The sequence below is a fragment of the Haematobacter massiliensis genome (assembly GCF_000740795.1).
Taxonomy (GTDB): domain Bacteria; phylum Pseudomonadota; class Alphaproteobacteria; order Rhodobacterales; family Rhodobacteraceae; genus Haematobacter; species Haematobacter massiliensis.
The window spans coordinates 147,372-171,513 of the sequence record NZ_JGYG01000009.1 but is presented as its reverse complement, the minus strand read 5'-3'; the positions used below and the strand labels follow the sequence as shown (position 1 = coordinate 171,513).

The window sequence follows — 24,142 nt, the reverse complement described above, 5'->3', positions numbered from 1 at the left end:
GGATGGAAGTAACGGAAAAACCTCGGGTGAGCATAGCCTATTGCACCCAGTGCAACTGGCTCCTGCGCGCCGCCTGGCTTGCACAGGAACTGCTTCAGACCTTCGGAGATGATCTGGGGGAGGTTTCCCTCCTCCCCCGCACGGGCGGCATGTTCGAGATCAGGGTAGGCGATTCGCTCATCTGGGAGCGAAAGCGGGATGGCGGCTTCCCGGGGCCCAAGGAGATCAAGCAGCGCCTTCGCGATGTCATCGCGCCTGAGCGCGACCTCGGCCATACCGACCGCTGACCCGCGTCAGAAATCGATCGCGAGGCCCTTCTTCTCCCAATCGCCGTAACGCACCGGCTCCAGACCGTCTCGACCGCCCAGTTCGACGGGCAGGCCGGGCTTGTCCTTCGACGCCTGGCGCCGCGCTTCCGCTTCGGCAAGCGCGCGTTGCGCGGCGGGGGGAAGATCGGCGCGCTGCTCGGATCTGTCATCGGACATGGGTCACCCCTGCTTGTCTTGAAGGGCGGGATGCTATAGCGCCCCATCCGTCAAGGCAAGACGCCGCCCGAGGGCGGGCCAGGAGGACGGATGGAAGTCACCGGACTGGCGGCGCGGGCCGCTGCACTGCGGCTCCTGGACGGAGTTCTGACGGACGGACGGCCGCTGGCTGACCTGCTGCTGCCGGAAGGCCCGCTTCAGCGTGAGACACCCGACACTCGGGCGCGGGGGCAACGTCTGGCTCTTGCCACATTGCGTAATGTCGACCGCGCAGACGCCGTCCTGAAACCCTTCCTGCGGCGCAATCCGATCCCGCCTGTCAGAAACGCTCTCCGCCTTGCCGTGGTGGAGATGCTGGGAGAAGGCGCGCCTGCACACGGCGTGGTCAATGCGACTGTGGCGCTGCTCGGGAAATCCGAAAAGACCTCCGGGCACGCCGGTCTGGCGAATGCCGTACTGCGCAAAGCGGCCGAGGCTCAGGAAATCTGGGACCGGCAGCCACCGCAGCGCCTGCCGGGATGGCTTCGTGGACGGCTGAACTCCGCCTGGGGCAACCGTGCCACCCAGGCCATCGAGGCGGCCCAGGCGGCGGGAGCACCGACCGACATCACTCTGAAAGGTGCGCGGCCGGAAGGTCTGGAGGCGGATGTTCTGCCTACCGGAAGCCTTCGCTTGAGCGGGCCCGGTGCCCTGACGGCACAGCCGGGATATGAAAGTGGTGACTGGTGGGTGCAGGACGCCGCCGCCGCCCTGCCTGCTCGCGGGCTGGCCGCTCGCGAAGGGGAGGAGGTGCTCGACCTCTGTGCGGCTCCGGGGGGCAAGACGCTGCAACTCGCGGCGGCGGGCGCACGGGTGACGGCAGTGGACATTTCCACTCCTCGCCTGGAGCGGCTGAAGCAGAACCTCGCCCGCACCCGCCTCTCCGCCGACATCGTGGCTGCGGATCTGGAGCACTGGTCACCCGCCGCCCCGGTTCCCGCCATCCTGCTCGATGCGCCCTGCAGCGCCACGGGCACGATCCGTCGCCACCCGGACTTGCCATTCGTGAAGGGTCCGGACAGCCTCCGCCCCTTGATCGCCCTGCAGGAGCGGCTCATTGACCGGGCGCTCGACTGGCTCGCCCCCGGGGGAAGGCTTGTCTACTGCACCTGCTCGCTCCTGCCGGAGGAAGGGGAGAAGCAGGTGATCGCTGCTGTCTCTCGCCACCCGTCGCTCCGCATAGATGCTGCGGCATGGGACTTTCCGGGCATTCCGCTCGGCTGGCGCAGCCCGGAGGGCGGCTTGCGCATTCGGCCAGACGACTGGGCGGATATCGGCGGGATAGACGGCTTCTACATGGCCCTTCTTCGCCGCGCGTAAATCGCGAGCGTCGATGACAGCCGTCGCGCACCGCGCTAACCTCCCCCTGACGTGGGACGGAGGCCGGATGTGCGCGACAGGCGACAGGGAAATGTGCTGGACAGGCTGGCGGCGCGGCTTGCTGCGGTCGGACGTGTCGCACCGCATGTCGCAAGCCTGCCGCCGCCCCGTATAGACGGAGATCCCGCCCGGGGCGCGCAGCTGATGGCCGCGGCGCGCTCGCCTTTCGAGCCTCCCGCAACGCCCTTCGCCGAAAATGCAGCCCTCAGGTTCCTGTGGCTCGATGACCTCGCCGCAGTTGGGAGCAGGGCGGCCCGGGAGCGGGCGTGGCTGTGGCTGCAGGGCTGGAACGGGCGGACAGGCTGGCGCGCTGACCTTTCCGCCGGACGCCTCCGGCGCTGGATCGGGCACGCGGAATTCCTGACCGGTCCCGGAAAATCCCCCCCTCGCCTGCTGCTTTCGGGCGCGACACGCGAGATGCACTTCCTCCGGTATCGCTGGAAATCCCTGCCCGAGGGACTTTCCCGGGTGGAGGCCCTGACGGCGCTCATCACCGGCTCACTGGCTCTGGCGCGGATGCGATCAGTCACCGGGCCGGCCACCAAGGCGCTGGCGACGGAGGCGGCGCGGGCAATCGATCCCGGGGGTGCCGTCTCCTCCCGCAACCCGGAAGAGCTGCTCGACCTGTTGGTGCTGCTGCTGGAGGCGCGCGACGCGCTCTCCACCGCTGGCCTGCCGGTCCCGCCTGCCGTGATCGACGCCATTCAACAAGGGGCACCCACCCTGCGCCTGTTGCGACAGGCGGATGGCGGATTGCCACGCTTTCATGGCGGGGGCGGGCTCTCGCCCGGACGGCTGGAGCGAACGCTTCTTGCCTCCGGGGTGCGGGCCAATTCTATCGCCGGTGCCCCTGCGGTTGGCGCCATGGGTTATCTCCGGCTCGCCGCCCAGCGGACGACGCTCATCGTCGATGCGGCACCGCCGCCGATGGGCGCGGCCTCGCGGCTTGCCCATGCCTCCACGCTGGCCTTCGAACTGACCTCCGGCCGTCGGCCGTTGATCGTGTCCTGCGGTCCGGGGAGCGCGCTCGGTGCGGATTGGGAGAATGCGGCGCGTGCGACCCCCTCCCACTCCGTCCTGGGCATAGAAGGGCTATCCTCCGCCCGACTCGGGACGAGGAAGGATACGCAAGACCTGCTCTCCGACGGGCCGCGAAACGTGCGGGCCGAAGTCACCACGGGCGACGAAGGCCCGCTTCTCGTTCTCAGCCATGACGGCTATGTGGGGAGCCACGGTCTCACCCATGTTCGGGAACTGGAGCTTTCCCGCGACGGGCGGATGCTCCGAGGCTATGACGCGCTCGGCGCCGCGACAGAGGCAGACCGCCGGGTACTGGAGCGCGCGATTCTCAACAGTCGCCTGCAGGGTGTGCATTTCACCATCCGCTTTCACCTGCATCCCGCAGTGGCGGCGGAGGTGGAGGCTGAACAGATCGTCCTCCGGCTGCCCAGCAAGGAAGTCTGGCTCTTCCGGCAGGCAGGCGCGGCGCGGATGTCGCTCGATGCCTCCGTCTGGCTCGATCCGCATCTTGCCGCGCCTCGGCCCAGCCGCCAGATCGTTCTTTCCGGCCTTGTGGCCGACAAGGCGGGCGAGGTGGGCTGGACGCTGGCGAAATCAGAGGATACTCCGCTGGCCATCCGCGACACCGAACCGGCGGAAGAGGAGCTTCCGCAGGCCGCCCGCGCCATCCGAGCCGATGCCTGAGCCGAAGGATCTGACCATGCCCGACCTGCTGCCGATCGCCCGCGCGCTGATCTCCGTTTCCGACAAGACCGGCCTTCTGGAATTCGCCCAGAGCCTTGCCGCGCGAGGGGTGGAGCTGCTGTCCACCGGCGGGACATCGGAGATGCTCCGCAAGGCGGGCCTTTCCGTACGCGACGTGTCCGATCTCACCGGCTTCCCGGAGATGATGGACGGCCGGGTCAAGACCCTGCACCCGAAGGTCCACGGTGGCCTGCTTGCGCTCCGCGATCAGCACAAACCGGAGATGGAAGCGCATGAGATCGAGCCGATCGACCTGCTCATCGTGAACCTCTACCCGTTCGAGGCGACCGTCGCGAAGGGCGCGGATTACGACACCTGCATCGAAAACATCGACATCGGCGGCCCGGCAATGCTGCGCGCCGCGGCCAAGAACCATGCCTGGGTAACTGTCGTGACGGATGTGGAGGATTACAACGCGCTGCTGGCGGAGCTCGACCGCAACGACGACCGCATTTCCTACGCCTTCCGGCAACGGCAGGCGCAAATCGCCTATGCCCGCACCGCGGCTTATGACGCGGCGGTCTCCACCTGGATGGCGGATGCGCTTGGCGAGGCCACTCCCCGTCGTCGCGCCTTTGCCGGCACTCTGGCCCAGCCGCTGCGCTACGGCGAAAACCCGCATCAGGCTGCGGCCTTCTACCGCGACGGCTCCGCCCGGCCGGGTGTGGCCACGGCCAGGCAGCTTCAGGGCAAGGAGCTGTCCTACAACAACATCAACGATACCGACGCGGCGTTCGAGCTGGTGGCCGAGTTCCCGACCGACCGTCCGGCCTGCGCGATCATCAAGCACGCCAATCCCTGTGGCGTCGCGGTGGGTGGATCGCTGCTGGATGCCTATGGCCGTGCCTATGACTGCGACCGGACTTCTGCCTTCGGCGGGATCGTGGCGCTGAACCACATGCTGGACGGAGCGACAGCGGCAAGGATCGCGGAGATTTTCACAGAAGTCGTCATCGCCCCCGACGCGGATGAAGAGGCGAAGTCGATCTTTGCTGCGAAGAAGAACCTGCGTCTGCTCACGACGGGCGCCCTGCCCGATCCGACTGCGAAGGGCCTGACATTCCGGCAGGTCGCAGGCGGCTTCCTCGTGCAGGACCGCGACAATGGCGAAGTGACGGCGGCGGACCTGAAGGTGGTGACGAAGCGCGCGCCCACCGATCAGGAACTGGCCGACATGCTGTTCGCCTGGAAGGTGGCAAAACATGTGAAGTCCAACGCCATCGTCTATGTGAAGGACGAGGCTACCGTCGGCATCGGCGCAGGTCAGATGAGCCGGGTCGATTCGACCATGATCGCCGCGCGGAAAGCCGAACATATGGCGGAGCTGCTGCATCTGCCGGTCTCCCCCGCGAAGGGCTGCGTGGCGGCCTCCGACGCCTTCTTCCCCTTCCCCGACGGGGTGGAGGAACTGGCCCGCGCAGGCGCGAAGGCGGTGATTCAGCCTGGCGGATCCATCCGCGATGCAGAGGTGATCGCAGCGGCTGACGCAGCAGGGCTGGCGATGGTGTTCACCGGTCAGCGGCACTTCCGTCACTGATGGTCAGGGGATCGCTCGGGATCATGGCGGGCGTGGCTGCGGCCACATTCGCTCTGGATCAGCTCAGCAAATTCGTGGTGGTCCATCTCATGTCGCTCGACCGCGTGCGGGCGATCGACGTCTGGCCTCCCTATCTCAATTTTCGCATGGCGTGGAACAGGGGCGTCAACTTCGGCCTGCTGCAGGGGGAAGGCGACCTTGGCCGCTGGCTGCTGATCGCCGTTGCTCTGGTGATATCCGTCTGGGTCTGGCTTTGGATGCGGAAGGAGCCACAGACCGCCGCCGTGCAGGTTTCTGCCGGTCTTCTGATCGGCGGCGCCATCGGAAACGTGATCGACCGCATCCTCTATGGCGCGGTTGCGGACTTTCTGAACATGTCCTGCTGCGGAATCGCCAACCCCTGGGCCTTCAATGTCGCGGATATTGCGGTGTTCGCGGGCGCCATCGGACTGGTGCTGTTCACCGGACGCGACAAGAAGGCGTGACGCCCCGGTTCAAAACGGCTAAACGAGGACAAAACGGCAAGAGTGCGATGGAGCGGGGCATGATACAGGCGGGTCGGAACCGGGCGGGCAGGCTCGTGCTCGTGCTGGCGGCGGCTTGCGGCCTCGCCGCCTGCGGCAACGGAAAGCTCATCCAGCTTCGCTCCGAAACCCGCAGCCCGGACGAGTTCGCCATCCTGCCGACGAAACCGCTCGACATTCCGGCGGGGCAGGCGAACCTCACAGCCCTCCCCGTGCCGACCCCCGGGGGCGCGAATCGCACCGACCCGACACCGCTCGCGGATGCGACCGCTGTGCTGGGCGGCAATGCCGGTGCGGTGGAACGGCAGGGAACCGGCGGGGATGCCGCGCTTCTGGCACAGGCCGGGCGCTATGGCGCCGATCCCGCCATCCGGCAGGATCTGGCCATCGCAGATGCCGAATTCCGCAAGGACGAAGGCCCCCTGCTGCTGGAGCGGATGAGCCGCACCACAACCTATTTCAAGGTTTATGCCCCCTACGCGCTCAACCAGCAGGCCGAGATCTCCCGCTGGCGCGCAAGGGGAGTGCCAACAGTCACCGCACCCCCGCCCCCCGCCGACTGACGGAGGGCGCGCGGGACAGGATCGCTGCCCTCACGGTCTATCGTGATGGATAGGCAGCCCTGCAGGCATCGACCCGCGCCCCCGTTTGAACGGTCAATTCACTGCGCTTCTCCAGCAGGCCATCCAGCTTCGCCTGTTCGGCCCTGAGGTCGATGGCTCTCGGGATATTGGTCGTCACCGGCACATCGCGCTCACACATCATCGGACGGTAATACCCCCTCCCCCAGTAGGGGCCGGGGCACCAATCGAAATCCGTTACCCAATCCGTGCGGCTCTCGACCGCGAAGCCGCGGGCGATATTGCCCTGTGTCTGATCAATCAGCATGTTCACGGTACGGAGATCGCGCGTCGCGGTGTTGAGGCACCGCTCCTGCGGCGTTGCACAGGCCGCGAGACCGAGAAGCAGAAAAAGAGCGGGAAACGGGCGCGTCATGATGTCATCCTCCGCCGGGCCGGCGATCCGATATCTAGCGATAATGGAACCGAAAGCCAGACCAGGCTTGGCCATCGTCCGGCGGAGAGCTATTGGGTTCCCGAAAGGCAGGATCGTCATGGATATCAATTTCGACGAACGCAAGACGCGGGCGGCGGCGTGGTTCCGAACGCTCAGGGATCAGATCTGCACCGCTTTCGAGACGCTGGAGGACGGGGTTCCCTCCGACCGGCCGCCCGGACGTTTCGAATTGCGTGAGACCCGGCGCGGCGAAGGACCGGACGGCGGCGGTGGCCTCATGTCCGTCATGCGCGAGGGGCGAGTGTTCGAGAAGGTGGGCGTCAACGTCTCAGCCGTCCACGGCACGCTCGCGCCAGCCGCGCAGGCGGCGATGGCCGCGCGAGGCGTTCCGGGCATGGCGGAGGATCCGCGCTTCTGGGCCTCCGGCATCAGCCTCGTCGCCCATATGCGCAACCCGCTTGCCCCCGCCGTTCACATGAATACGCGCATGTTCTGGACACCGCATGCATGGTGGTTCGGCGGAGGCGCCGATCTCAATCCCTGTATCGAATTCGCAGAGGACACCGCGCATTTCCACGCCACGCTCAAGACTGCCTGCGACCTGCACGGGCCGGATTTCTATACCCGGTTCAAGGAGTGGGCCGACGAATATTTCTATATCCCGCATCGCAAGCGTGCGCGGGGCGTGGGCGGCATCTTCTTCGACGACCTGAACACCAGCGACTGGGAGGCAGACTTCGCCTTCACGCAGGATGTGGGTCGTGCCTTCCTGCCTGCCTTCCTGCCGCTGGCGGAAAGGCGGAGCCGCGACGCCTACGGAGAGGCGGAGCGGGAGGCACAGCTCATCCACCGCGGCATCTATGCGGAGTACAATCTTGTCTACGATCGAGGCACGAAATTCGGTCTTGCCACCGCGCATGACCCGGAAGCGGTGCTGATGAGCCTGCCGCCGCTGGCCCGCTGGCCCTGATCTCCTACTTTCTTCCGAAGGCCCGCCCCCCCGGCGGGCCTTTTCACTCCTTGCAAGGCAGCAGCCGGGGGATATACTCCCCCCCAGTATCGGAGGAGGGGATGCCCAACGACCCGCGCGAAAAGCAACAGGCGCTGATCCGTGTCCGCCGCATCCGCGGTCAGATCGAAGCCCTTGAAAGATCGCTTGAAGGCGAGGCCCAGTGTGAACCGATCCTGCAACAGCTTGCCGCTGTGAGGGGAGCGGTGAACGGTCTGATGGGCAGTGTTCTGGAAAGCCATCTGCGCGAGGAACTGGCCACCCCCACAGACCCCAATCCAAGGATCGAGACCGCAATCGCGCTCGTCCGGTCCTATCTCAAGTGAAGCGTGGAGGAGAGACCATGAAATCGCGCGCCGCCGTTGCTTTCGGACCGGGAAAACCGCTCGAAATCGTCGAGATCGACGTGGATCCGCCAAAGGCGGGAGAGGTTCTGATAAAGATCAGCCACACGGGCGTCTGCCATACCGACGCCTTCACGCTCTCGGGTGACGATCCCGAAGGGCTGTTCCCCTGCGTACTCGGCCACGAAGGCGCGGGTGTGGTGGTGGAAGTGGGGGAAGGGGTTACCTCGGTCGCGCCGGGCGACCACGTGATCCCGCTCTATACCGCCGAATGCGGCGAATGCCTCTTCTGCAAGTCCGGCAAGACAAATCTCTGCGTTGCTGTCCGCGCGACGCAGGGAAAGGGTGTCATGCCGGACGGCACGACCCGTTTCTCCTACAACGGTCAGCCGCTCTATCACTACATGGGCTGCTCGACCTTCTCCGAATACACCGTCGTGGCGGAAGTATCGGTCGCGAAGATCAACCCGGAAGCCAACCACGAGCATGTCTGCCTTCTGGGCTGCGGTGTGACGACCGGGATCGGTGCGGTTCACAACACCGCAAAGGTGCAGCCGGGAGACAGCGTGGCGGTCTTCGGCCTCGGCGGGATCGGGCTGGCCGTGATTCAGGGCGCGCGGCAGGCGAAGGCGGGGCGCATCATCGCGGTCGATACAAACCCTTCCAAGTTCGACCTTGCCAAGCAGTTCGGTGCCACCGACTTCGTCAACCCGAAAGAGCATGACAAGCCGATCCAGCAGGTGATCGTGGACATGACGGGCTGGGGCGTGGACCATTCGTTTGAATGCATCGGCAATGTCAACGTGATGCGGGCCGCGCTGGAATGCGCGCATCGCGGCTGGGGGCAGTCGGTGGTCATCGGGGTTGCCGGCGCGGGGCAGGAGATTTCCACCCGTCCCTTCCAGCTTGTCACCGGGCGCCGCTGGCTGGGCACCGCCTTTGGCGGTGTGAAAGGGCGTACGCAACTGCCGGGTATGGTTGAAGATGCGATGTCGGGTGAAATCGAACTCGCCCCCTTCGTCACCCACACAATGCCGCTGGACGAGATCAACACGGCCTTCGACCTGATGCATGAAGGCAAGTCGATCCGCAGCGTCATCCATTACTGAGCCCGACGATGGAACGCATCGAATCCCACGCCTGTTTCGGCGGTCAACAGGAGGTCTGGCGCCATCAAAGCCAGGCCACCGGCACGCCGATGACCTTCGGTGTCTTTCTGCCGCCTCAGGCGTCGGAAGGCCCGCTGCCGGTGATCTACTGGCTCTCCGGACTCACCTGCACGGAGCAGAACTTCATCACCAAGGCCGCCGCTCAGCGCTACGCGACGGAGCACGGGGTGATTCTCGTCAATCCCGACACCAGCCCCCGCGGTGACGATGTCGCGGATGATCCGGGCTATGATCTCGGCAAGGGCGCCGGGTTCTATCTGAACGCCACGCAGCAGCCCTGGGCCGCGCACTACCGGATGGCCGATTATATCGCCGAGGAACTTCCCGCTCTGGTGGAGGGATCCTTTCCGGCAAGCGACCGACGCTCAATCATGGGTCACTCCATGGGCGGCCACGGGGCGTTGGTCACCGCCTTCCGCAATCCGGGCCGCTATCGGTCTGTATCGGCTTTCTCCCCGATCGTCGGCCCCTCCGATGTGCCCTGGGGGGAAAAGGCGCTCACCGCTTACCTCGGCCCGGATCGTAGCGCCTGGGCGGAATGGGATGCGGTAAAGCTGATCCCCGGCCTCAAGGAGCGTCTGCCCCTTCTTATCGACCAGGGAGGAGGGGATGAGTTCCTTGTGCGTGAGCTTCAGCCCGAGCGCCTGGTTGATGCCTGCAAGGCCGCGGGTCATCCGGTAGAATTGCGCCTTCAGGACGGCTACGACCACAGCTACTACTTCATCTCGACCTTCATGGGCGATCACATCGCCTGGCATGCGAAAGCGTTGAAAGGCTGATCACCGCCCGCGCGCTGCCAAGGGCGGCGCGCGGGCTTGTCGCTTCGGCGCGCCAGCGCCGTCCGCTTTTACAGATCGACCTCGACACTCGTCAGCGGGCGGGAACAGCAGGCCAGGATGAAGCCGTCCTCCACCTCATCCTCGAAGATGCCGCCCTGATGGTGCATCTCCACGCTGCCCCGCGCCCGGACCTTGCAGGTGCCGCAGACACCCATTCCGCAGGCAAAGGAGGCAGCAATTCCCGCCGCTTGCGCCATCTGCAGGATCGTCTGCCCCGCCCCTACCGGCACCTCTACCCCTGAGCGCGCGAACCGCACGACCGCGTCTTCCGACACCGCAGGAGCTTCCGGCAGCAGCAGCCCGCCGCTGGCTGGCCCGAAGCTTTCCTGATGCCAGGCTTCCGCGGCCAGCCCGTCGGCCATGAGCGCCGCCTGCATCGCCTCCATGAAGCCCTGCGGCCCACAGCAATAGACCTGCCGCTCCAGCCGCTCCGGCACCAGTCGCCGCAGCAGTTCCGCATCCAGCCGCCCGGCGATCAGACGCTCCCCTTCGGCTCCTGCGCCCAGAATGAACAGAAGCCGAAGGCCCGGCATCTGCTCCGCCAGTAGTTCGAGCTCCCGCCGGAACAGGATGTCATCGGCAGAGCGCGCAGCGTGGACATATGTCACCTTCAAGCCCGGCGCGCAGTCTGCGACCCAGCGGAGCATCGACATGCAGGGCGTCGCCCCTGATCCGGCCGAAATGAGCATCAGCGGCCCGACCAGCGGGTCAGGCAGGTGGAAGTTGCCCATCGGCTGGGTGAATTTCAGCCCGAATCCGGGGGCGAGGTTATCGAACATCCACTGGGTTGCGACGCTGCCCGCCTTCAGCTTGGCCGTGATCGAGACCGAAAACGGCCGCGAGGGAGAAGAGGAGAGCGTGTAGCTCCTGAGAACCGGCCCCTCCGCCGTCGGCAGTTCGACGGTGACGAACTGACCTGGCCGATAGGCACACCAGCGGCCCGGCGGCGGACGAAAGGTGAAGGTTCGCACATCGGCTGTTTCCGCACGAACCCCCACGCAGCGCAACGGCTCCTCCAGCGCATTCCAGGGGAGCGGCTGCGGCAAGGTCTGAACGATCATTCCGCAGCGATCCGTGCCTGACTTTCAGGGCCGAGGCGACGCTTCAACGTCTCGCAGTACCACTCCACGAACTGCATCACGCCGCCTTCGTGGATCTCCGAATAGGGCCCCGGCTGATAGGCGGGCGAGGCGATGCCCCGGGCATTGTCCTCCACGATCCGGCGATCCTCGTCATTGGTGTGAATCCAGACCTCGGTCAGCTTCTCCAGATCGTAGTCCACGCCTTCGACGGCATCCTTGTGAACGAGCCACTTCGTCGTCACCTGCGTCTGGGTCGCGGAAATAGGCAGGACCCGGAAGGATATCGCATGGTCGATCAGTACGTGGTTCCATGTGGTCGGGTAGTGGAACAGCAGCAGCGCCCCGATTCCCTCCTCACCCGGGAAGCCGTCGGAGAGCTTGCGCCCCACGGCGCGCCGCCCGGTCATCGTATAGCTCTCGGCGCCCCGGAGCAGCGGCACCCGAACGGCCCGGGACTGGCCATCCGACTCCATATCAAACCGGGAGGCAAGCCCCCTGTCCTCGCAGGCGGCCCAGTGAGCGGCAATCTCGGGATCTCTCTCTGCGCCGTCCACGCCGGTGACCGAGGGGGCTTCCGGGTAGGTCTTGCACAGGTCGGGATGGTTGGCCGCGCAATGGTAGCACTCGCGGTTGTTCTCCCAGACCAGTTTCCAGTTGCCGTTCTCTATGATGGTCGATTCAAACGCGACCTTGGCGTCTTTCAGATTGTGAGCGCCGAAATAGGTCTCCAAGCGCCGCCGCTGCGGTGCGAAATCCGCAGGCGCGCTGGCGAGGCTGATCCAGATATATCCGGCCGCGGCTTCGCAGGCCACGGGCTTCAGGCCATAGGGCGCGGGATCGAACTCCTCTCCCATCTGCCGGGCGAAAAGCAGTTGCCCGTCCAGATCAAAGGTCCACTGATGATAGGGGCAGACGAGCCGGGACGCCCGCCCCTTCTCCGTCAGGCAGATCCGCGATCCCCGGTGGCGGCAGACATTGTGAAAAGCCCGGATCACACCATCGCGACCGCGCACCACGATCACCGAGTAATCGCCGACCTGCACGGTGAAGAAACTGCCGGGCTGGGCGATTTCGCAATCATGGCCAGCAAACAGCCAGTCGCGATACCAGAATTCCTCCAGATCCAGCCGATAGATGTCGTCATCGCGGTAGAAGGCCTGGTCCAGACTGAACCCCGGCTTCTGGCGGGCAAGCAGCGCGGAAATTGTGCTCTCTAGGGTCATCATGGCGTCCTGCGGACCGCGAAATGGCGGATGGGTTGCTGTGTTCCCACGATGGAAACCGTGCGGGATCGCTGCAGAATGACATGAAACACCGCCGCCAATGGCCGAAATTCGACGCTTTTCGACAACAGGGCGACGCGAGCGGAAACGACCGCCGGGCGGGTCTGCCTTACCGATCCGTGGGGTCGGTTTCCGGTGTCGTGGGGGCAGGCGCCGCCCCCTCACGCCGCCCTGCGAGCGCTGCATCCAACTCGCGTGCCAGTATTCGCAACCGTTCGGGAACGTCGTGAAGCCTGAGTTCCGCCGATATATCCGACAGGATCCGGGCGAGTTCCTCCTCCATGCGCGCCGCCGCGTCATCCAGAGGTTTCTCGACCATGTTCAAATCTCCCGTCATCACCCGGAACCGGCAGCGCTCCGCCGGGTTATCCTACGCTGCCGATCACCGGATTCAAGGACGGTCCCGGATGATGACAACTTCTTCCCGCGACGAAGTGCGGACCGACGTGGTGGCGCTGATCCCCGCGCTTCGGGCCTTTGCTTGGTCGCTGTGCCGGGACACGACCGATGCCGACGATCTGGTGCAGGAGACGCTGCTGAAAGCGTTGGCCAATCTCGACAAGTTTGCCCCTGGCACGCGGCTGCGAGCTTGGCTCTTCACCATCATGCGCAATACTTTCTATTCCCGGATCCGCACGCAGGGGCGTGAGACGACCGGCGTCGAGGATTGCGTTTCGGGCGAATTGATCTCCCAGCCCACGCAGGAATGGAACGTTCGCGGCGGTGAACTGATGGAAATCGTGCGTGGCCTGCCGGTGCATTACCGCGATACGCTGATCCTTGTCGTGATGATGGGGGAAAGCTACGAGGCCGCTGCGGAGATCTGCGGGTGCACTGTCGGTACGGTGAAGAGTCGCGTCAATCGGGCGCGCAACATGGTGATCTCCGCTCTGGGTGAGACCACCGTCTGAGGTCTGAGACGCTGGCCGATCATTCCATGGGCGAGGCCGCCCTTCCGCTGCGCGTCAGGACTTAGCCCGTGCGAGCAGCACCTGATCTACTGAGTATGCTTTCCTGGCTGTCTGAAGATCAGACGAGATGTTTCGGCGTTCTTTCCCTGAGATCCACGGCCCTCCTGGAGCCGACGATCACCTTATCTAAACTTTGCAATCTCATGGGTTGCGCTGGTGCGATGTGCCGAAGGGAAATTTGCGAAGACCTTCTACACAGGCAGAGGGTCTTCTCCCGACTGCTGGAGGGCTGGCTTTCCAAAGTTCAGAAAAAGACGACCGACATGATTGATGCGATCTCTGCGAAAAAGGTTCACGGGCTGATCCATCGGATCAGTATATTTTCGTTTCGAAAATTAAGTGCCGTTCAGATGCAGATCTGTCCGCCCCCTCCGGTGCGAGGTAAGGCGCGAATCTCTATTTCTCCAATGGCGGCAGCGACGAGGTGGGGAGCACGATTGAGGCGCAACGGTCATCGGATAGTCGTCTCAACAAACCCCTGCCTTCCTCCAACGAGGATTTTCGGAGGCAACCGACCCGCGCATGAAAAAGATCTCCAGAGGCATCGTGAAATGCCCTTCGGAAAATCAGCAAAAATGTACCTTGGGTGCCCGGGGCGCGAGATGGCGTTGAGATAAAGCCCTCGCCAGCGAAGTCTCGCAAGATCAGCAGAGTGACGCCATTGCCGTCGTCCAAGATTGCTGACCCATTGTGTACGGGATGAAGCTCTTAGTCTCAGACACAGGCGGCCAATGCTTGTCCTGTTTTACGTCACCCCGACGTCGACCAGTCTTACAAATGTGCCCGGAGAGACCCGCGCACATTTGCAGAGTTACCCGCGGTCCTCTCCATTCTCAGGACCGCGCGGTTCTCCGCGACGCGGGAGTGCGGGCCTTGGCGCTGCGTGACTGCGCAGTCGTTCTGCTGGCTTTGTGGTCCGCCTTCGGGCCGGACAGGCGCCTCTGGGGTTCCACCGCCTGAGACGAGGAAAGATAGCGCACGGCGGCATAGCCGAGGCCAAGAAGAGCAAGGGTGCGGATCAGTCTCGGCATCTGTAATCTCCGGCTTGAGTATCTGCCGCACAACGCGGATCGTGCCGTCGCTGTTCCCTCCCCGCCCTCTCCGGGGTGGAATTTCGTTCGGCAACACGTCATGAAGACGCAGCCCCCAGCAGGACTTGCGACATGCTCAGACAATTCTTCTCCTATTACCGGCCGTGGAAGCTGCTTTTCTGCATAGATTTCGGTTGCGCAGTGCTGTCCGGTCTACTGGAGTTGGCATTCCCGCTCGCCGTGCAGGGCTTCATCGACAGGCTGCTGCCGCAAGGGGACTGGTCCTTTACCCTGCTGGCGGCGGTGGGGCTTCTCATCATCTATCTGGTGAATACCGGGCTGATGGTCGTGGTGACCTACTGGGGCCACATGCTGGGCATCAACATAGAGACGGAGATGCGGCGGCGGGCCTTCGAGCATCTCCAGAAACTCTCTTTCGGGTTCTTCGACAAGGTGCGGACGGGCAAGCTCGTCGCCCGTGTCACCCGCGATCTGGAGGAAATCGGCGAGGTTGCCCACCACGGGCCGGAGGATCTGTTCATCGCCGTGATGACCTTTGTCGGCGCCTTCCTCCTCATGATGTGGATCAGCCTGCCGCTCGCCCTCATCACGGCGGCGATCGTTCCGGCGATGGTGCTGGTTGTCATGGTGTATGGCGGGAAGATGACGGCGACATGGCGGGCGATCTACTCCCGCGTCGGCAATTTCAACGTCCGGCTGGAAGAAAACGTCGGCGGCATGCGCGTCGTGCAGGCCTTCGCCAACGAGGATCATGAAAAGGCCCTTTTCGCAGAGGACAATGCCCGCTACCGCGAAACGAAGCTGTCCGCCTACAAGGTGATGGCCGCGTCACAGTCGCTGTCCTACATGGGGATGCGGCTGGTTCAGGTGGTTGTGATGGTGGCGGGCGCGGGTTTCGTGCTGAACGGCTCTCTCTCCACGGGGGGGTTCGTTGCCTTCCTGCTGCTGGTCGGGGTCTTCTTCCGCCCGCTCGACAAGATCGCCGCGGTGATCGAGACCTATCCGCGCGGCATCGCGGGCTTCCGCCGTTATCTCGAACTGCTGGAGACGGAGCCGGAGGTGGCCGACCGGCCCGACGCGCGGCCTGCCGCAGCCCTGACCGGCGCGATCCGGTTCGAGGATGTGAGCTTCGCTTACCGGGAAGACCGGCCCGTACTGCGTGACGTCAACCTCTCCGTCCGTCCGGGAGAGACGCTCGCCTTCGTTGGCCCCTCGGGCGCGGGCAAGACGACCCTACTGGCACTCCTGCCCCGGTTCTACGAACCCACATCGGGCCGCATCACGATCGACGGCACCCCGATCGACGCCTTCACCCTGCAAAGCCTCCGGCGCCAGATCGGCATCGTCCAGCAGGATGTGTTCCTGTTCGGCGGCACGCTGCGCGAGAACATCGCCTACGGTCGGCTGGGGGCGACGGAGAGCGACATCATCGCGGCCGCCCGGCAGGCGCAGCTCGGCCCGATGATCGAACGTCTGCCGGACGGGCTGGATACCGTGGTGGGCGAAAGGGGCGTGACCCTTTCCGGCGGACAGAAGCAGCGCGTGGCCATTGCCCGCGCCTTCCTGAAGAACCCGCCGATCCTCATTCTGGACGAGGCTACTTCTGCCCTCGACAACGAGACGGAGCGGGAGATTCAGATGGCGCTGGATGCGCTGGCGGTGGGGCGAACGACCCTCATCATCGCGCACCGGCTTGCCACGATCCGGCACGCGGACCGCATCGTGGTGATGGAGGATGGACGTGTCGTGGAGACCGGCACCCACGCCGAACTCGCGGCCTCTGGCGGACGCTATGCCCGGCTCAGCGCCGCGTGAGGGTCAAAACCGGTAGTAGTAACCGATCGTATAGACCTCGATGCCGGGATTCGGCTTGGCCAGCCCGGCGTTCGAGTAATGCCGCACGTCCGCCGTCAGATATCCCGGCCCGACCGGATAGGAAAAGCCGAAGCCCGTCTGAAAGTGGCCCTGTGATCCCATGTCATGCTTGCCGACCTGCTGGTCGCTGAAGAAGCCAAGGCCGATCATCACTTCCAAGCCGAGATCGCCCCAGATCGGCCGATGCCACACCGGCGCCAACGTGATGAGCTGGACGGAGTTGTCTCCCGGGCCGGTCTGCCAGTTGGCGACGGTCACCTCTACCAGCCGCTCGAAGCCCCATCTCTCCAGATAGCTGCCGGGCCACGGATGGACATAACCCAGGCGGAAAACCGCATCGCCTTCTGCGGTCGAGCCAGCGGCGAAGGTCAGAGACTGCGCGGTGGCGGGCGTAGCGCACAGGAACCCCGCCGTTGCGGCCACTGCCAAAAACGTCAGCGGCGCGCCAAGCAGGCCGTTCGTTGAGTTTCCATCTGTTGCTACGGCCATGTTGCACTCCCAAGGTCACCCTTAGGGTTTAGCGTGCCGCTTCTCATTGTCCATCACGCGGGCGTGAGAAATCGCCCGTTAGGGCGAGCCGGTCACAGTCAGCGGCGGCGATTCATTTCCGACAGACGCAGAAATGCACGCTCCATCACCGCCATGACAGGTGCGCGTTGCGAGGACCGAAGGGTAAGATCTGTATCGACCAGGAGACGGATTGCTTCCTCCAGCCGGCGCTGACCCCAGGCCTGCACCTGTCGCTGCATCCGCTCGCGGCTGCGGAACGGCACAGGCGGGCGGGCGCGGGAAATGCCGGAGGCGGGACCGCCCGGATCGGACGCGGCGGCATGGAGCGCGCGGAAATGCCGGGTGGCCGCGATGCAGAGCGTCACCGGGTTCACGCCCTGCCCCTCCAGCCGCTGCAGGAGGGGGCCGATTTCACCGGTCCGCGACTCGGCGACGGCATGAAGCAGGTCGTCGGTCTCCGCCTCCATCGTCACGGGTGCCACGGCGGCGACATCGGCGGGGCTGACGGGCGCGGCATCGCCCAGATGGTAGAGCGCCAGCTTTTCCACCAGCTGCCGAAAGTCGCCCGGCTCCAGATCCCGTCCCAACGCCAGAAGTTCCCCCATCGCATCAGAGGAGACGGCGCCCAAACCCTCCCGCGACAGCGTGGCCTCGATCTCCTCCCGGCTGGGAGGATCATCATAGAGTGCGATGGCAGGGGCTTTCGGATGGCTCTCAAACAGCTTGCGGAGAGCGGAACGGGGTGTGAGCGCACCTGCCGTCACCACAAGCTGCCCATCCCCCTGTCGCCAGTCCTGAAGCGCCGCGGAAATGGCCGGGGCGACAGTATCCGCCGCTTCCTCCACCAACACGACGCGGGGACCCGGGAAAAAGCCCTGCGCCCGCATCGCATCGCCTGCCTGCGCAGGATCCTTGCGAAGATCGCCGCCGGGAATGCGGGTCAGGCGCATCTCCGCCTCGCCCTCCGGGCCGATGAGGGTGGCGATCATCTCCTTGCGGCGGAGTGCGACCCGCATCGGATCCGTCCCGTAGATCAGCACGCCCGGCACTGCTGGATCAGGCCGGGCGAGAAACCGCGCCGCATCGCGGGCGGAGAGCTTCACGCCTTCCAGTTCCCGTAGGTGGCGATGAGCTGCTCCGTCACCTGATCGGCAAGCTGCCGCATCAGTCGCTTCTCGCCATCCACCTTTGCCGCGCGACTGGACACCGCAGAGCCAAGACCCGAATAGCCCACGAAGTTGGACCCCGTGCCGCTATGCACCTGCTGTCCCGTTGTGAGATCCTTCACCGCGTAGGCCACTTCGCCGAAAAGCTGGTAGCGGCTCGTCAGGTTGTCCCGAGAGATGCTCACCCCCCATTCCTTCGTGCGGATCCGATAGGAGAGGGCATAGCGCGGCGAATCCGGCGGCCCCAGCACCTCTTCCACCCGGGCAAGGAAGGCGTAGGTTTCCGGGTCGGTCGGATCATCCACCCGCACCGCGCCCCGCAGCGCATTTGCCCGGCCATTTGTCCCATAGGCAGGCGTGAAACCACAACCCGCCAGCGGGATCAGAGCGGCCAGCAGGAAGGAACGGCGGTCAGGCGACCACATTGACGATCCGCCCCGGCACCACGATCAGCTTCTTGGGCGCGGCGCCCCCCAGCACCTTCACCACCGTCTCATCGGAGAGAACGAGCTTTTCCACTTCGCTCTGCGGCATATCCCTGGGCACAGTGATCTCGCTCCGCCGTTTGCCGTTGATCTGGATGGGCAGGGTCATGCTGTCCTCTACCAGCAGGGCGGGATCGGCCTTGGGCCAGGGGGCGGAGACGACCATCCCTTCCCCGTCGAGCAGCGTCCAGACCTCTTCCGCCAGATGCGGAACCATGGGCGACATGAGTTGCGCCATCACGCGCATCGTCTGCCGCTTCGTCTCCGCCCCCGCGGTGGAGCGGGCCAGGGTGTTGGTCAGTTCGTAGAGCTTGGCCACCGCCTTGTTGAAGGCGAAACCGTCGATCGTCCGCGTCACCTCGTCTATCGCACGATGGGTGGCGCGAATCAGCGCTTCATCCTCCGCCGTGGGTGCTGCCTCCGACGAGGCCGTTTCCACAGCCAGACGCCAGACCCGCGACAGGTGCTTGAAGGCGGCTTCCGCCCCTGCTGCCGTCCATTCCACATCCCGCTCGGGCGGACTGTCGGACAGGATGAACCATCGCGCGGTATCCGCGCCGAATTCCGCGATGATGCTCAGCGGATCGACGACGTTCTTCTTGGATTTCGACATCTTGGCGGAGGGGATGATGTGCACCGCCTCGCCCGTGGTCTTCACGCGGCCGTTCTCCACCTCTTCGGGCAGGTGATAGACCGGGCGATCCCGCTCATCGCGGGTCATGTAGATTTCGTGGGTGACCATGCCTTGAGTGAACAGCGCGTCGAACGGCTCCGCCGCCTTCGCCGGCAGATGGCCGGTAATGTTCATCGCCCGCGCGAAGAACCGCGAATAGAGCAGGTGCAGGATCGCGTGCTCGATACCGCCGATATACTGGTCCACATTCATCCAGTAATCGGCTTCGGCCTTGTCGGTCGGCGTAGGAGCGTGAGGCGCGGTGAAGCGGGCGTAGTACCAGGACGAATCGACGAAGGTATCCATCGTGTCCGTCTCGCGCCTCGCCGGGCTTCCGCAGGAGGGACAGGAGACGTCCCGCCAGGTGGGATGCCGGTCGAGCGGGTTGCCCGGCTGGTCGAAGGTGACATCATCGGGAAGCCGGACAGGCAGGTTTTCCTTCCGCTCCGGCACGACACCGCAGGCGGCACAATGCACCACCGGGATCGGACAGCCCCAGTAGCGCTGCCGCGACAGGCCCCAGTCGCGCAGGCGATAGTTGGTGACGCCCTGCCCCACCCCGTTCGATTCGCAGAAGGCCACGGCGGCAGCGACGGCGGCTTCCCCGGTCTGCACCTCATCGCCCGAGAAACCACGGATGTAGCGGACAGGCTCTGACTTCGGCGGCACGAAGGGCAGTTCGGCGGCAGCGTCCAGCGGCTCGAACACCGGCTCGATCGGCAGCCCGTATTTGGTGGCGAATTCGAAATCGCGCGCATCATGGGCAGGGCAGCCGAAGATCGCTCCGCTGCCGTAGTCCATCAGCACGAAGTTCGCGATATAGACTGGCAGTTCCCAGGATGTATCGAAGGGATGCCGCACACGGATGCCGGTGTCGAAGCCCTTCTTCTCGGCCTTCTCCAGCGCCTCCTCGGATGTGCCGGTCCGACGGCAGTCCTCCACGAAGGCGGCAACGTCAGGGTCATGCCGTTCAAGCGCCTTGGCGAGCGGGTGATCCGGCGAGATGGCGGCAAAGCTCGCCCCCATCAGCGTATCGGGCCGGGTGGTGTAGACCTCGATCCGGTCGTGCCCCTCCGGCGCATCGACGGTGGAGAAGGCGAACCGCAGCCCCTTCGATTCGCCGATCCAGTTCCGCTGCATCAGCCGGACCTTTTCCGGCCACTTCTCAAGCCCGTCCAGCGCCTGCGACAGCTCGCCCGCGAAATCGGAGATGCGGAAGAACCACTGCGTCAGCTCCCGCCGCTCCACCAACGCGCCGGAGCGCCAGCCGCGACCGTCGATGACCTGCTCGTTGGCGAGCACGGTCATATCCACCGGGTCCCAGTTGACCTGCGCGGACTTGCGGTAGACCAGCCCCGCTTCCAGCATGTCGAGGAACAGCGCCTGCTGCTGGCCGTAATACTCAGGATCACAAGTGGCGAATTCCCGGCTCCAGTCGATGGAGAGGCCGAGCGGCTTCATCTGCGCCTTCATGTCGGCGATGTTGGAATAGGTCCATTCCTTCGGATGGCCGCCCCGCTCCATCGCCGCATTCTCCGCTGGCATGCCGAACGCGTCCCATCCCATGGGATGCAGCACAGAGAAGCCGGAGGAACTTTTGTAGCGCGCCACCACGTCGCCCATGGTGTAGTTGCGCACATGCCCCATGTGGATGCGCCCCGAGGGATAGGGGAACATCTCCAGCACGTAATATTTTGGCCGGGCGGGATCGTGTCTGGCGGTAAACACATCCGCTTCCGCCCAGGCGGCTTGCCATTTCGCTTCGCTGGTGGAGGGATCGTAGCGGGACATATGGGCTTCCTCAGGCGGCTCGGGATCCGGGCCGGAATACACCGGCCACGCCGCCGAGGTCTAGGCCATTCGCCCGCAGCCTGCCCGAGACCGAATCCGCCGACCGGACGTCAGAGGCGGCCGTCCTGAATGCGGAGCTGCCGGGCGCGCGTCAGGATCGCATCCTCCACCTGGCGCACCGTCTCCGCGCTCACCGCGCGGCCGCCCTGGGTCTGGAGCGAAACCTTCAGCGACCGGGCGTCAAGCGCAGGATCGCGGACATAGACCGTGGCGCGATAGGCGCGGCCGCCGCCGGGCGGGGTGCCATAACCCGTCACGATCACCCCGCCGAACGGATCGACCGTCTGGATCGGCAGGAAGTTCAGCACGTCCAGCGCTGCGTTCCAGATATACTTGTTGACGTTGACGGTGGTGTTCGGGTTGTCCCGCTCTGAAAACAGATCCCAGATCGTGCCGCCCTCGGCCCGCCCTGCGGCAAGCTCCTTTTCCAGCGAACCGACCGGGATGTTCTGATCGGTAGTGTTATTGGCGCAACCCGCAAGGAGCAGCGCGCCACAGAGAAGTCCGACAGCCGCCCGGCTTCCGCCCAGGGTGACTTGCGAGAGAGTGCCAAGGGCCATCCATCCGATCCGTTCTGCGCAGTCTGCCTTCTCCGTTGTCTATCCGACGGTCCCGAAGCGGACAAGTCCCTAAGCCTTTTGCATTGCCGGGGAGCGGAAAACCCGGTGTGGCAAAGCTGCACCATGCATCATCCCTTGTCAGGCAGAGTACGCGGCTCGCTTGCAATATGGGGTCCGGGCGGGAAATACAGTCTCATTCCCAGTTCGGATTTCCCTGGATTGGGCTGCACCTTGAACCACGAGGGAAAACGATGAAAAAGATCCTGTTCGCGACGACCGCGCTGGTGATGACCGCTGGTGTCGCCGCTGCCGAAGTTGCGGTCACCGGCGACGGCCGCATGGGTATCGTCTACGATGGTGAGAACGCCAACTTCAACAGCCGTATCCGCGCCATCTTCACCATGGCCGGTGAAACGGACGGCGGTCTGACCTTCGGCGGCTCCATCCGTGCCGACAACTCGACCGGCGGTGCCGTCGGCGCCAACGGCAACATCTTCATCTCGGGCGAATTCGGCAAGATCGCCATGGGCGACGTCGATGGCGCTCTTGAGAACGCCGTGGGCGATCTCTCCGGGATCGGTTACTCGAACGCCAACTCCATCATGGAATGGTACGAAACCGAATACCTGAACACGACCAACAATCAGGACCCCTACCTGCTGTACTCCTACAGCTTCGGTGACTTCGGGTTCTACGCTGGTATGAGCGACGGCACTGCCGGCGGCATGCATGGCAACACCGACAAAGACACCCCGCGCTTCGAGCAATACTCGGTCGGCGCCACCTACGACTTCGGTGATTTCGGCATCGCTGGCGGCTACGAATCCCGCAAGGCTGAAAACTACGAGCGTGAATACCAGTGGATCGTCAGCGCTGACGCCGCCTTCGGCGATGCGGCTCTGAAAGGCTTCTACGGCAAAGGTAAAGCCTACAACTACGCTGGCAACGACATCGACATCGACACCGGCTTCCTGGTCGCTCCGTCCGAGTTCCAGAAGTTTGACCAGTACGGCGTGTCCTTCGACTACACGATGGGCCCGACGACGGTCACCGCGTTCTACCGTGAGCTGAGCCTCGATACGACGGGCGACGCGAAATACTACGGTCTCGGCGCGGCCTACAACCTCGGCGGTGGCGCTACCCTCAAAGGCGGCGTGATGAAGATGGACCGTCCGGATGGTGCCTACATCCAGGACAACCAGTCCGGCTCGATCATCGCGCAGGACGAAACCGTCGCCGACTTCGGCGTCGTGTTCAAGTTCTGATCCGACTATCCATCGACGGAGAGAGCGGGCCTCGGCCCGCTCTTTTCATTTGGTATGGCCGATGGTGGGATCTGTTCATTCCTGTGCCTCTGTGATCCTTTCACCGCAAAGGAAGGAACCCGCGATGCCGCTTATCGATATCAGGAACCGTATAGCCAGGGCCGAAGCAGAGGCCGGCCGCGCACCGGGGTCGGTCCACCTCATAGCGGTATCGAAGGTTCAGCCGAACGCGCGGGTTGAAGCTGTTCTGGAGGAAGGCCAGCGCCTGTTTGGAGAGAACAAGGTGCAGGAGGCTGCGACCAAATGGCCGGATTTCCGCAGCCGTTTTCCCGAGACCGAGGTTCACCTGATCGGCCCGTTGCAGACAAACAAGGCAAAGCAGGCCGTGGAGCTGTTCGAGGCGATCCACTCGCTCGACCGCCCCAAGCTCGCCCATGTGCTTGCCGACCTCGCACAAAAGCGTGGCCAATCGCCCCGGCTGTTCATTCAGGTCAACACCGGGGAGGAATCGCAGAAGGCCGGCTGCCTGCCCGCCGAGGCGGATGCCTTTGTCGCCGACTGCCGGAAACTGGACCTGCCCGTCGTCGGGCTGATGTGCATACCGCCGGTTGAGGAGGAGCCCGCGCTTCACTTTGCACTTCTGGCAAAGATCGCCGCCCGGAATGGCCTTCCGGAGCTTTCCATGGGCATGAGTGACGATTTCGAGACCGCGATCGCCCTCGGCGCCACCTATGTGCGGGTCGGCTCCGCTCTCTTCGGCGCCCGCAGCCCCCAGGGCTGATCTGGCACCCGCAGCGCTGTCCGGGGCTTCAGGCGCCTGGCCAGCCACAACAGGTTGTGGCGCGACAATCCGATGCAACCCGCCGTCGGCGCGCCCGGCCGCCGCCAGGAATGAAGAAAAATCGCAGAACCCCGGCCCGGAACGGCATCGGGCCAGTTCCAGTCGGTAACCAAGACGAGATCGTAGAGCGGATCAGGCCGGCGGAGGCTCTCATGACTCCAGCCATGCGGTGCCGCGACGAGCTGATTGTAGTCCGGGTCCGCCACATCATCCGACCACAGATCGCCCGGGCGGATCGGCACGGCCCAGCGAGGGAGCTGCCGCCGGTCGATCCTGTCGGGTCGGTAGAGCATGGCGACGATCTCATGCCGCCCGACCGGGGTTCCCCCGTCGCCTTCGCGCTTGTCGGCCACGATACCGCCACGCCCGATGGTACAGGGCATCAACCGGCGCCCATAGCGCAAGCCGGTTGGCGTCAGGA

The 24,142-nt window shown here is 64.7% G+C and carries 25 protein-coding genes; 14 read left to right on the top strand and 11 right to left on the bottom strand.

The features are described 5' to 3' along the window. The first annotated feature begins 2 nt into the window (after positions 1–2). Complete coding sequence (locus CN97_RS13945) at positions 3–287, top strand: SelT/SelW/SelH family protein (protein WP_035712598.1); 285 nt, start codon at positions 3–5, stop codon at positions 285–287. A gap of 6 nt (positions 288–293) precedes the next feature. Here CN97_RS13945 and CN97_RS13940 read toward each other — a convergent pair whose 3' ends face one another. Then, on the bottom strand, positions 294–485 hold the full coding sequence (locus tag CN97_RS13940; protein ID WP_035712594.1) for a DUF1674 domain-containing protein: 192 nt from the start codon (positions 483–485) through the stop codon (positions 294–296). A gap of 90 nt (positions 486–575) precedes the next feature. On the opposite strand from CN97_RS13940, the gene CN97_RS13935 reads away from it, so the two are divergent. The 5 genes from CN97_RS13935 (at position 576) to CN97_RS13915 (ending at position 6,292) form a co-directional block, all read left to right on the top strand. Next, positions 576–1,844 (top strand): RsmB/NOP family class I SAM-dependent RNA methyltransferase, encoded by a 1,269-nt coding sequence (locus tag CN97_RS13935; RefSeq protein WP_035712591.1) that lies wholly within the window; start codon positions 576–578, stop codon positions 1,842–1,844. A 69-nt stretch (positions 1,845–1,913) separates the two neighbouring features. Then, positions 1,914–3,608, top strand: a complete 1,695-nt coding sequence (locus CN97_RS13930; RefSeq protein ID WP_088217432.1) for a heparinase II/III family protein — start codon at positions 1,914–1,916, stop codon at positions 3,606–3,608. A gap of 16 nt (positions 3,609–3,624) precedes the next feature. Further along, positions 3,625–5,205 carry a bifunctional phosphoribosylaminoimidazolecarboxamide formyltransferase/IMP cyclohydrolase gene (gene purH / locus CN97_RS13925; protein WP_035712696.1) on the top strand — a complete coding sequence of 527 codons (1,581 nt, stop codon included), beginning with the start codon at positions 3,625–3,627 and terminating at the stop codon, positions 5,203–5,205. Between the two features lie 23 nt (positions 5,206–5,228). Continuing rightward, the gene (lspA, locus tag CN97_RS13920) at positions 5,229–5,690 is read left to right on the top strand and encodes a signal peptidase II (protein ID WP_035712694.1); all 462 of its coding nucleotides are present in this window, start codon (positions 5,229–5,231) and stop codon (positions 5,688–5,690) included. A 59-nt stretch (positions 5,691–5,749) separates the two neighbouring features. Continuing rightward, entirely contained in the window at positions 5,750–6,292 is a 543-nt protein-coding gene (locus CN97_RS13915; RefSeq protein ID WP_084684181.1) for a DUF3035 domain-containing protein, read from the top strand. Positions 6,293–6,329: 37 nt separating this feature from the next. Here the strand turns inward: CN97_RS13915 and CN97_RS13910 are convergent, their stop codons facing one another. After that, positions 6,330–6,725: a hypothetical protein gene (locus tag CN97_RS13910; RefSeq protein ID WP_035712692.1), complete on the bottom strand. Its 396-nt coding sequence runs from the start codon at positions 6,723–6,725 to the stop codon at positions 6,330–6,332. Between the two features lie 118 nt (positions 6,726–6,843). Here CN97_RS13910 and hemF point away from each other — a divergent pair, with 118 nt between their 5' ends. The 4 genes from hemF (at position 6,844) to fghA (ending at position 10,047) form a co-directional block, all read left to right on the top strand. After that, a complete protein-coding gene (gene hemF / locus CN97_RS13905; RefSeq protein WP_035712589.1) occupies positions 6,844–7,716 on the top strand; it encodes an oxygen-dependent coproporphyrinogen oxidase in 873 nt (290 codons plus the stop codon). Positions 7,717–7,817: 101 nt separating this feature from the next. Next, positions 7,818–8,081 (top strand): metal/formaldehyde-sensitive transcriptional repressor, encoded by a 264-nt coding sequence (locus CN97_RS13900; protein ID WP_035712588.1) that lies wholly within the window; start codon positions 7,818–7,820, stop codon positions 8,079–8,081. A 17-nt stretch (positions 8,082–8,098) separates the two neighbouring features. Then, positions 8,099–9,208, top strand: a complete 1,110-nt coding sequence (locus CN97_RS13895) for an S-(hydroxymethyl)glutathione dehydrogenase/class III alcohol dehydrogenase (RefSeq protein WP_035712586.1) — start codon at positions 8,099–8,101, stop codon at positions 9,206–9,208. Between the two features lie 8 nt (positions 9,209–9,216). Further along, entirely contained in the window at positions 9,217–10,047 is an 831-nt protein-coding gene (gene fghA, locus CN97_RS13890) for an S-formylglutathione hydrolase (RefSeq protein ID WP_035712585.1), read from the top strand. Positions 10,048–10,115: 68 nt separating this feature from the next. Here the strand turns inward: fghA and CN97_RS13885 are convergent, their stop codons facing one another. The 3 genes from CN97_RS13885 to CN97_RS13875 all read right to left on the bottom strand — a co-directional run bounded on the left by CN97_RS13885 (position 10,116) and on the right by CN97_RS13875 (position 12,791). Further along, complete coding sequence (locus CN97_RS13885) at positions 10,116–11,168, bottom strand: hybrid-cluster NAD(P)-dependent oxidoreductase (protein WP_035712583.1); 1,053 nt, start codon at positions 11,166–11,168, stop codon at positions 10,116–10,118. Next, positions 11,165–12,412, bottom strand: a complete 1,248-nt coding sequence (locus CN97_RS13880; protein ID WP_035712690.1) for an aromatic ring-hydroxylating oxygenase subunit alpha — start codon at positions 12,410–12,412, stop codon at positions 11,165–11,167. Before CN97_RS13880 ends, CN97_RS13885 begins: the two co-directional genes overlap by 4 nt. 169 nt (positions 12,413–12,581) lie before the next feature. Then, a complete protein-coding gene (locus CN97_RS13875; protein ID WP_035712582.1) occupies positions 12,582–12,791 on the bottom strand; it encodes a hypothetical protein in 210 nt (69 codons plus the stop codon). A gap of 91 nt (positions 12,792–12,882) precedes the next feature. Between CN97_RS13875 and CN97_RS13870 the strand changes: the two genes are divergently transcribed. Together CN97_RS13870 and CN97_RS13860 are read left to right on the top strand one after the other, a co-directional pair. Next, positions 12,883–13,383: a sigma-70 family RNA polymerase sigma factor gene (locus CN97_RS13870; protein ID WP_035712689.1), complete on the top strand. Its 501-nt coding sequence runs from the start codon at positions 12,883–12,885 to the stop codon at positions 13,381–13,383. Between the two features lie 1,223 nt (positions 13,384–14,606). Next, complete coding sequence (locus tag CN97_RS13860) at positions 14,607–16,310, top strand: ABC transporter ATP-binding protein (protein WP_035712579.1); 1,704 nt, start codon at positions 14,607–14,609, stop codon at positions 16,308–16,310. A gap of 3 nt (positions 16,311–16,313) precedes the next feature. Here CN97_RS13860 and CN97_RS19950 read toward each other — a convergent pair whose 3' ends face one another. The 5 genes from CN97_RS19950 to CN97_RS13835 form a co-directional block, all read right to left on the bottom strand. Next, complete coding sequence (locus CN97_RS19950) at positions 16,314–16,859, bottom strand: acyloxyacyl hydrolase (protein WP_051911257.1); 546 nt, start codon at positions 16,857–16,859, stop codon at positions 16,314–16,316. Positions 16,860–16,957: 98 nt separating this feature from the next. Continuing rightward, positions 16,958–17,983: a DNA polymerase III subunit delta gene (gene holA, locus CN97_RS13850; protein WP_035712574.1), complete on the bottom strand. Its 1,026-nt coding sequence runs from the start codon at positions 17,981–17,983 to the stop codon at positions 16,958–16,960. Further along, on the bottom strand, positions 17,980–18,471 hold the full coding sequence (locus CN97_RS13845; RefSeq protein WP_035712573.1) for a hypothetical protein: 492 nt from the start codon (positions 18,469–18,471) through the stop codon (positions 17,980–17,982). Before CN97_RS13845 ends, holA begins: the two co-directional genes overlap by 4 nt. Continuing rightward, positions 18,458–20,995, bottom strand: coding sequence for a leucine--tRNA ligase (leuS, locus tag CN97_RS13840; RefSeq protein ID WP_035712571.1), 2,538 nt, complete (start codon positions 20,993–20,995; stop codon positions 18,458–18,460). The genes CN97_RS13845 and leuS overlap by 14 nt, the downstream gene beginning before the upstream one ends. Positions 20,996–21,105: 110 nt before the next feature. Beyond that, entirely contained in the window at positions 21,106–21,615 is a 510-nt protein-coding gene (locus CN97_RS13835) for a DUF3576 domain-containing protein (protein ID WP_035712569.1), read from the bottom strand. A 251-nt stretch (positions 21,616–21,866) separates the two neighbouring features. On the opposite strand from CN97_RS13835, the gene CN97_RS19945 reads away from it, so the two are divergent. Together CN97_RS19945 and CN97_RS13825 are read left to right on the top strand one after the other, a co-directional pair. Beyond that, positions 21,867–22,880: a porin gene (locus tag CN97_RS19945; RefSeq protein WP_051911256.1), complete on the top strand. Its 1,014-nt coding sequence runs from the start codon at positions 21,867–21,869 to the stop codon at positions 22,878–22,880. 124 nt (positions 22,881–23,004) lie between these two features. Further along, positions 23,005–23,661 carry a YggS family pyridoxal phosphate-dependent enzyme gene (locus CN97_RS13825; protein WP_035712566.1) on the top strand — a complete coding sequence of 219 codons (657 nt, stop codon included), beginning with the start codon at positions 23,005–23,007 and terminating at the stop codon, positions 23,659–23,661. Here the strand turns inward: CN97_RS13825 and CN97_RS13820 are convergent. After that, a complete protein-coding gene (locus CN97_RS13820) occupies positions 23,610–24,104 on the bottom strand; it encodes a L,D-transpeptidase family protein (RefSeq protein ID WP_051911264.1) in 495 nt (164 codons plus the stop codon). The genes CN97_RS13825 and CN97_RS13820 overlap by 52 nt on opposite strands. Positions 24,105–24,142 lie beyond the last annotated feature (38 nt).

Excerpts from the sequence above, each read along its gene's own strand:
- CN97_RS13860 (WP_035712579.1), top strand. The coding sequence starts at position 14,607 with ATGCTCAGACAATTCTTCTCCTATTACCGGCCGTGGAAGCTGCTTTTC.
- CN97_RS19950 (WP_051911257.1), bottom strand. The coding sequence starts at position 16,859 with ATGGCCGTAGCAACAGATGGAAACTCAACGAACGGCCTGCTTGGCGCG.
- CN97_RS13935 (WP_035712591.1), top strand. The coding sequence starts at position 576 with ATGGAAGTCACCGGACTGGCGGCGCGGGCCGCTGCACTGCGGCTCCTG.
- purH (WP_035712696.1), top strand. The coding sequence starts at position 3,625 with ATGCCCGACCTGCTGCCGATCGCCCGCGCGCTGATCTCCGTTTCCGAC.
- CN97_RS13885 (WP_035712583.1), bottom strand. The coding sequence starts at position 11,168 with ATGATCGTTCAGACCTTGCCGCAGCCGCTCCCCTGGAATGCGCTGGAG.
- CN97_RS13880 (WP_035712690.1), bottom strand. The coding sequence starts at position 12,412 with ATGACCCTAGAGAGCACAATTTCCGCGCTGCTTGCCCGCCAGAAGCCG.
- CN97_RS13940 (WP_035712594.1), bottom strand. The coding sequence starts at position 485 with ATGTCCGATGACAGATCCGAGCAGCGCGCCGATCTTCCCCCCGCCGCG.
- CN97_RS13825 (WP_035712566.1), top strand. The coding sequence starts at position 23,005 with ATGCCGCTTATCGATATCAGGAACCGTATAGCCAGGGCCGAAGCAGAG.
- hemF (WP_035712589.1), top strand. The coding sequence starts at position 6,844 with ATGGATATCAATTTCGACGAACGCAAGACGCGGGCGGCGGCGTGGTTC.
- fghA (WP_035712585.1), top strand. The coding sequence starts at position 9,217 with ATGGAACGCATCGAATCCCACGCCTGTTTCGGCGGTCAACAGGAGGTC.
- CN97_RS13875 (WP_035712582.1), bottom strand. The coding sequence starts at position 12,791 with ATGGTCGAGAAACCTCTGGATGACGCGGCGGCGCGCATGGAGGAGGAA.
- CN97_RS13910 (WP_035712692.1), bottom strand. The coding sequence starts at position 6,725 with ATGACGCGCCCGTTTCCCGCTCTTTTTCTGCTTCTCGGTCTCGCGGCC.
- CN97_RS13915 (WP_084684181.1), top strand. The coding sequence starts at position 5,750 with ATGATACAGGCGGGTCGGAACCGGGCGGGCAGGCTCGTGCTCGTGCTG.
- leuS (WP_035712571.1), bottom strand. The coding sequence starts at position 20,995 with ATGTCCCGCTACGATCCCTCCACCAGCGAAGCGAAATGGCAAGCCGCC.
- CN97_RS19945 (WP_051911256.1), top strand. The coding sequence starts at position 21,867 with ATGAAAAAGATCCTGTTCGCGACGACCGCGCTGGTGATGACCGCTGGT.
- CN97_RS13895 (WP_035712586.1), top strand. The coding sequence starts at position 8,099 with ATGAAATCGCGCGCCGCCGTTGCTTTCGGACCGGGAAAACCGCTCGAA.
- CN97_RS13945 (WP_035712598.1), top strand. The coding sequence starts at position 3 with ATGGAAGTAACGGAAAAACCTCGGGTGAGCATAGCCTATTGCACCCAG.
- CN97_RS13835 (WP_035712569.1), bottom strand. The coding sequence starts at position 21,615 with ATGGCCCTTGGCACTCTCTCGCAAGTCACCCTGGGCGGAAGCCGGGCG.
- CN97_RS13820 (WP_051911264.1), bottom strand. The coding sequence starts at position 24,104 with ATGCCCTGTACCATCGGGCGTGGCGGTATCGTGGCCGACAAGCGCGAA.
- CN97_RS13845 (WP_035712573.1), bottom strand. The coding sequence starts at position 18,471 with ATGTGGTCGCCTGACCGCCGTTCCTTCCTGCTGGCCGCTCTGATCCCG.
- CN97_RS13870 (WP_035712689.1), top strand. The coding sequence starts at position 12,883 with ATGACAACTTCTTCCCGCGACGAAGTGCGGACCGACGTGGTGGCGCTG.
- CN97_RS13900 (WP_035712588.1), top strand. The coding sequence starts at position 7,818 with ATGCCCAACGACCCGCGCGAAAAGCAACAGGCGCTGATCCGTGTCCGC.
- lspA (WP_035712694.1), top strand. The coding sequence starts at position 5,229 with ATGGCGGGCGTGGCTGCGGCCACATTCGCTCTGGATCAGCTCAGCAAA.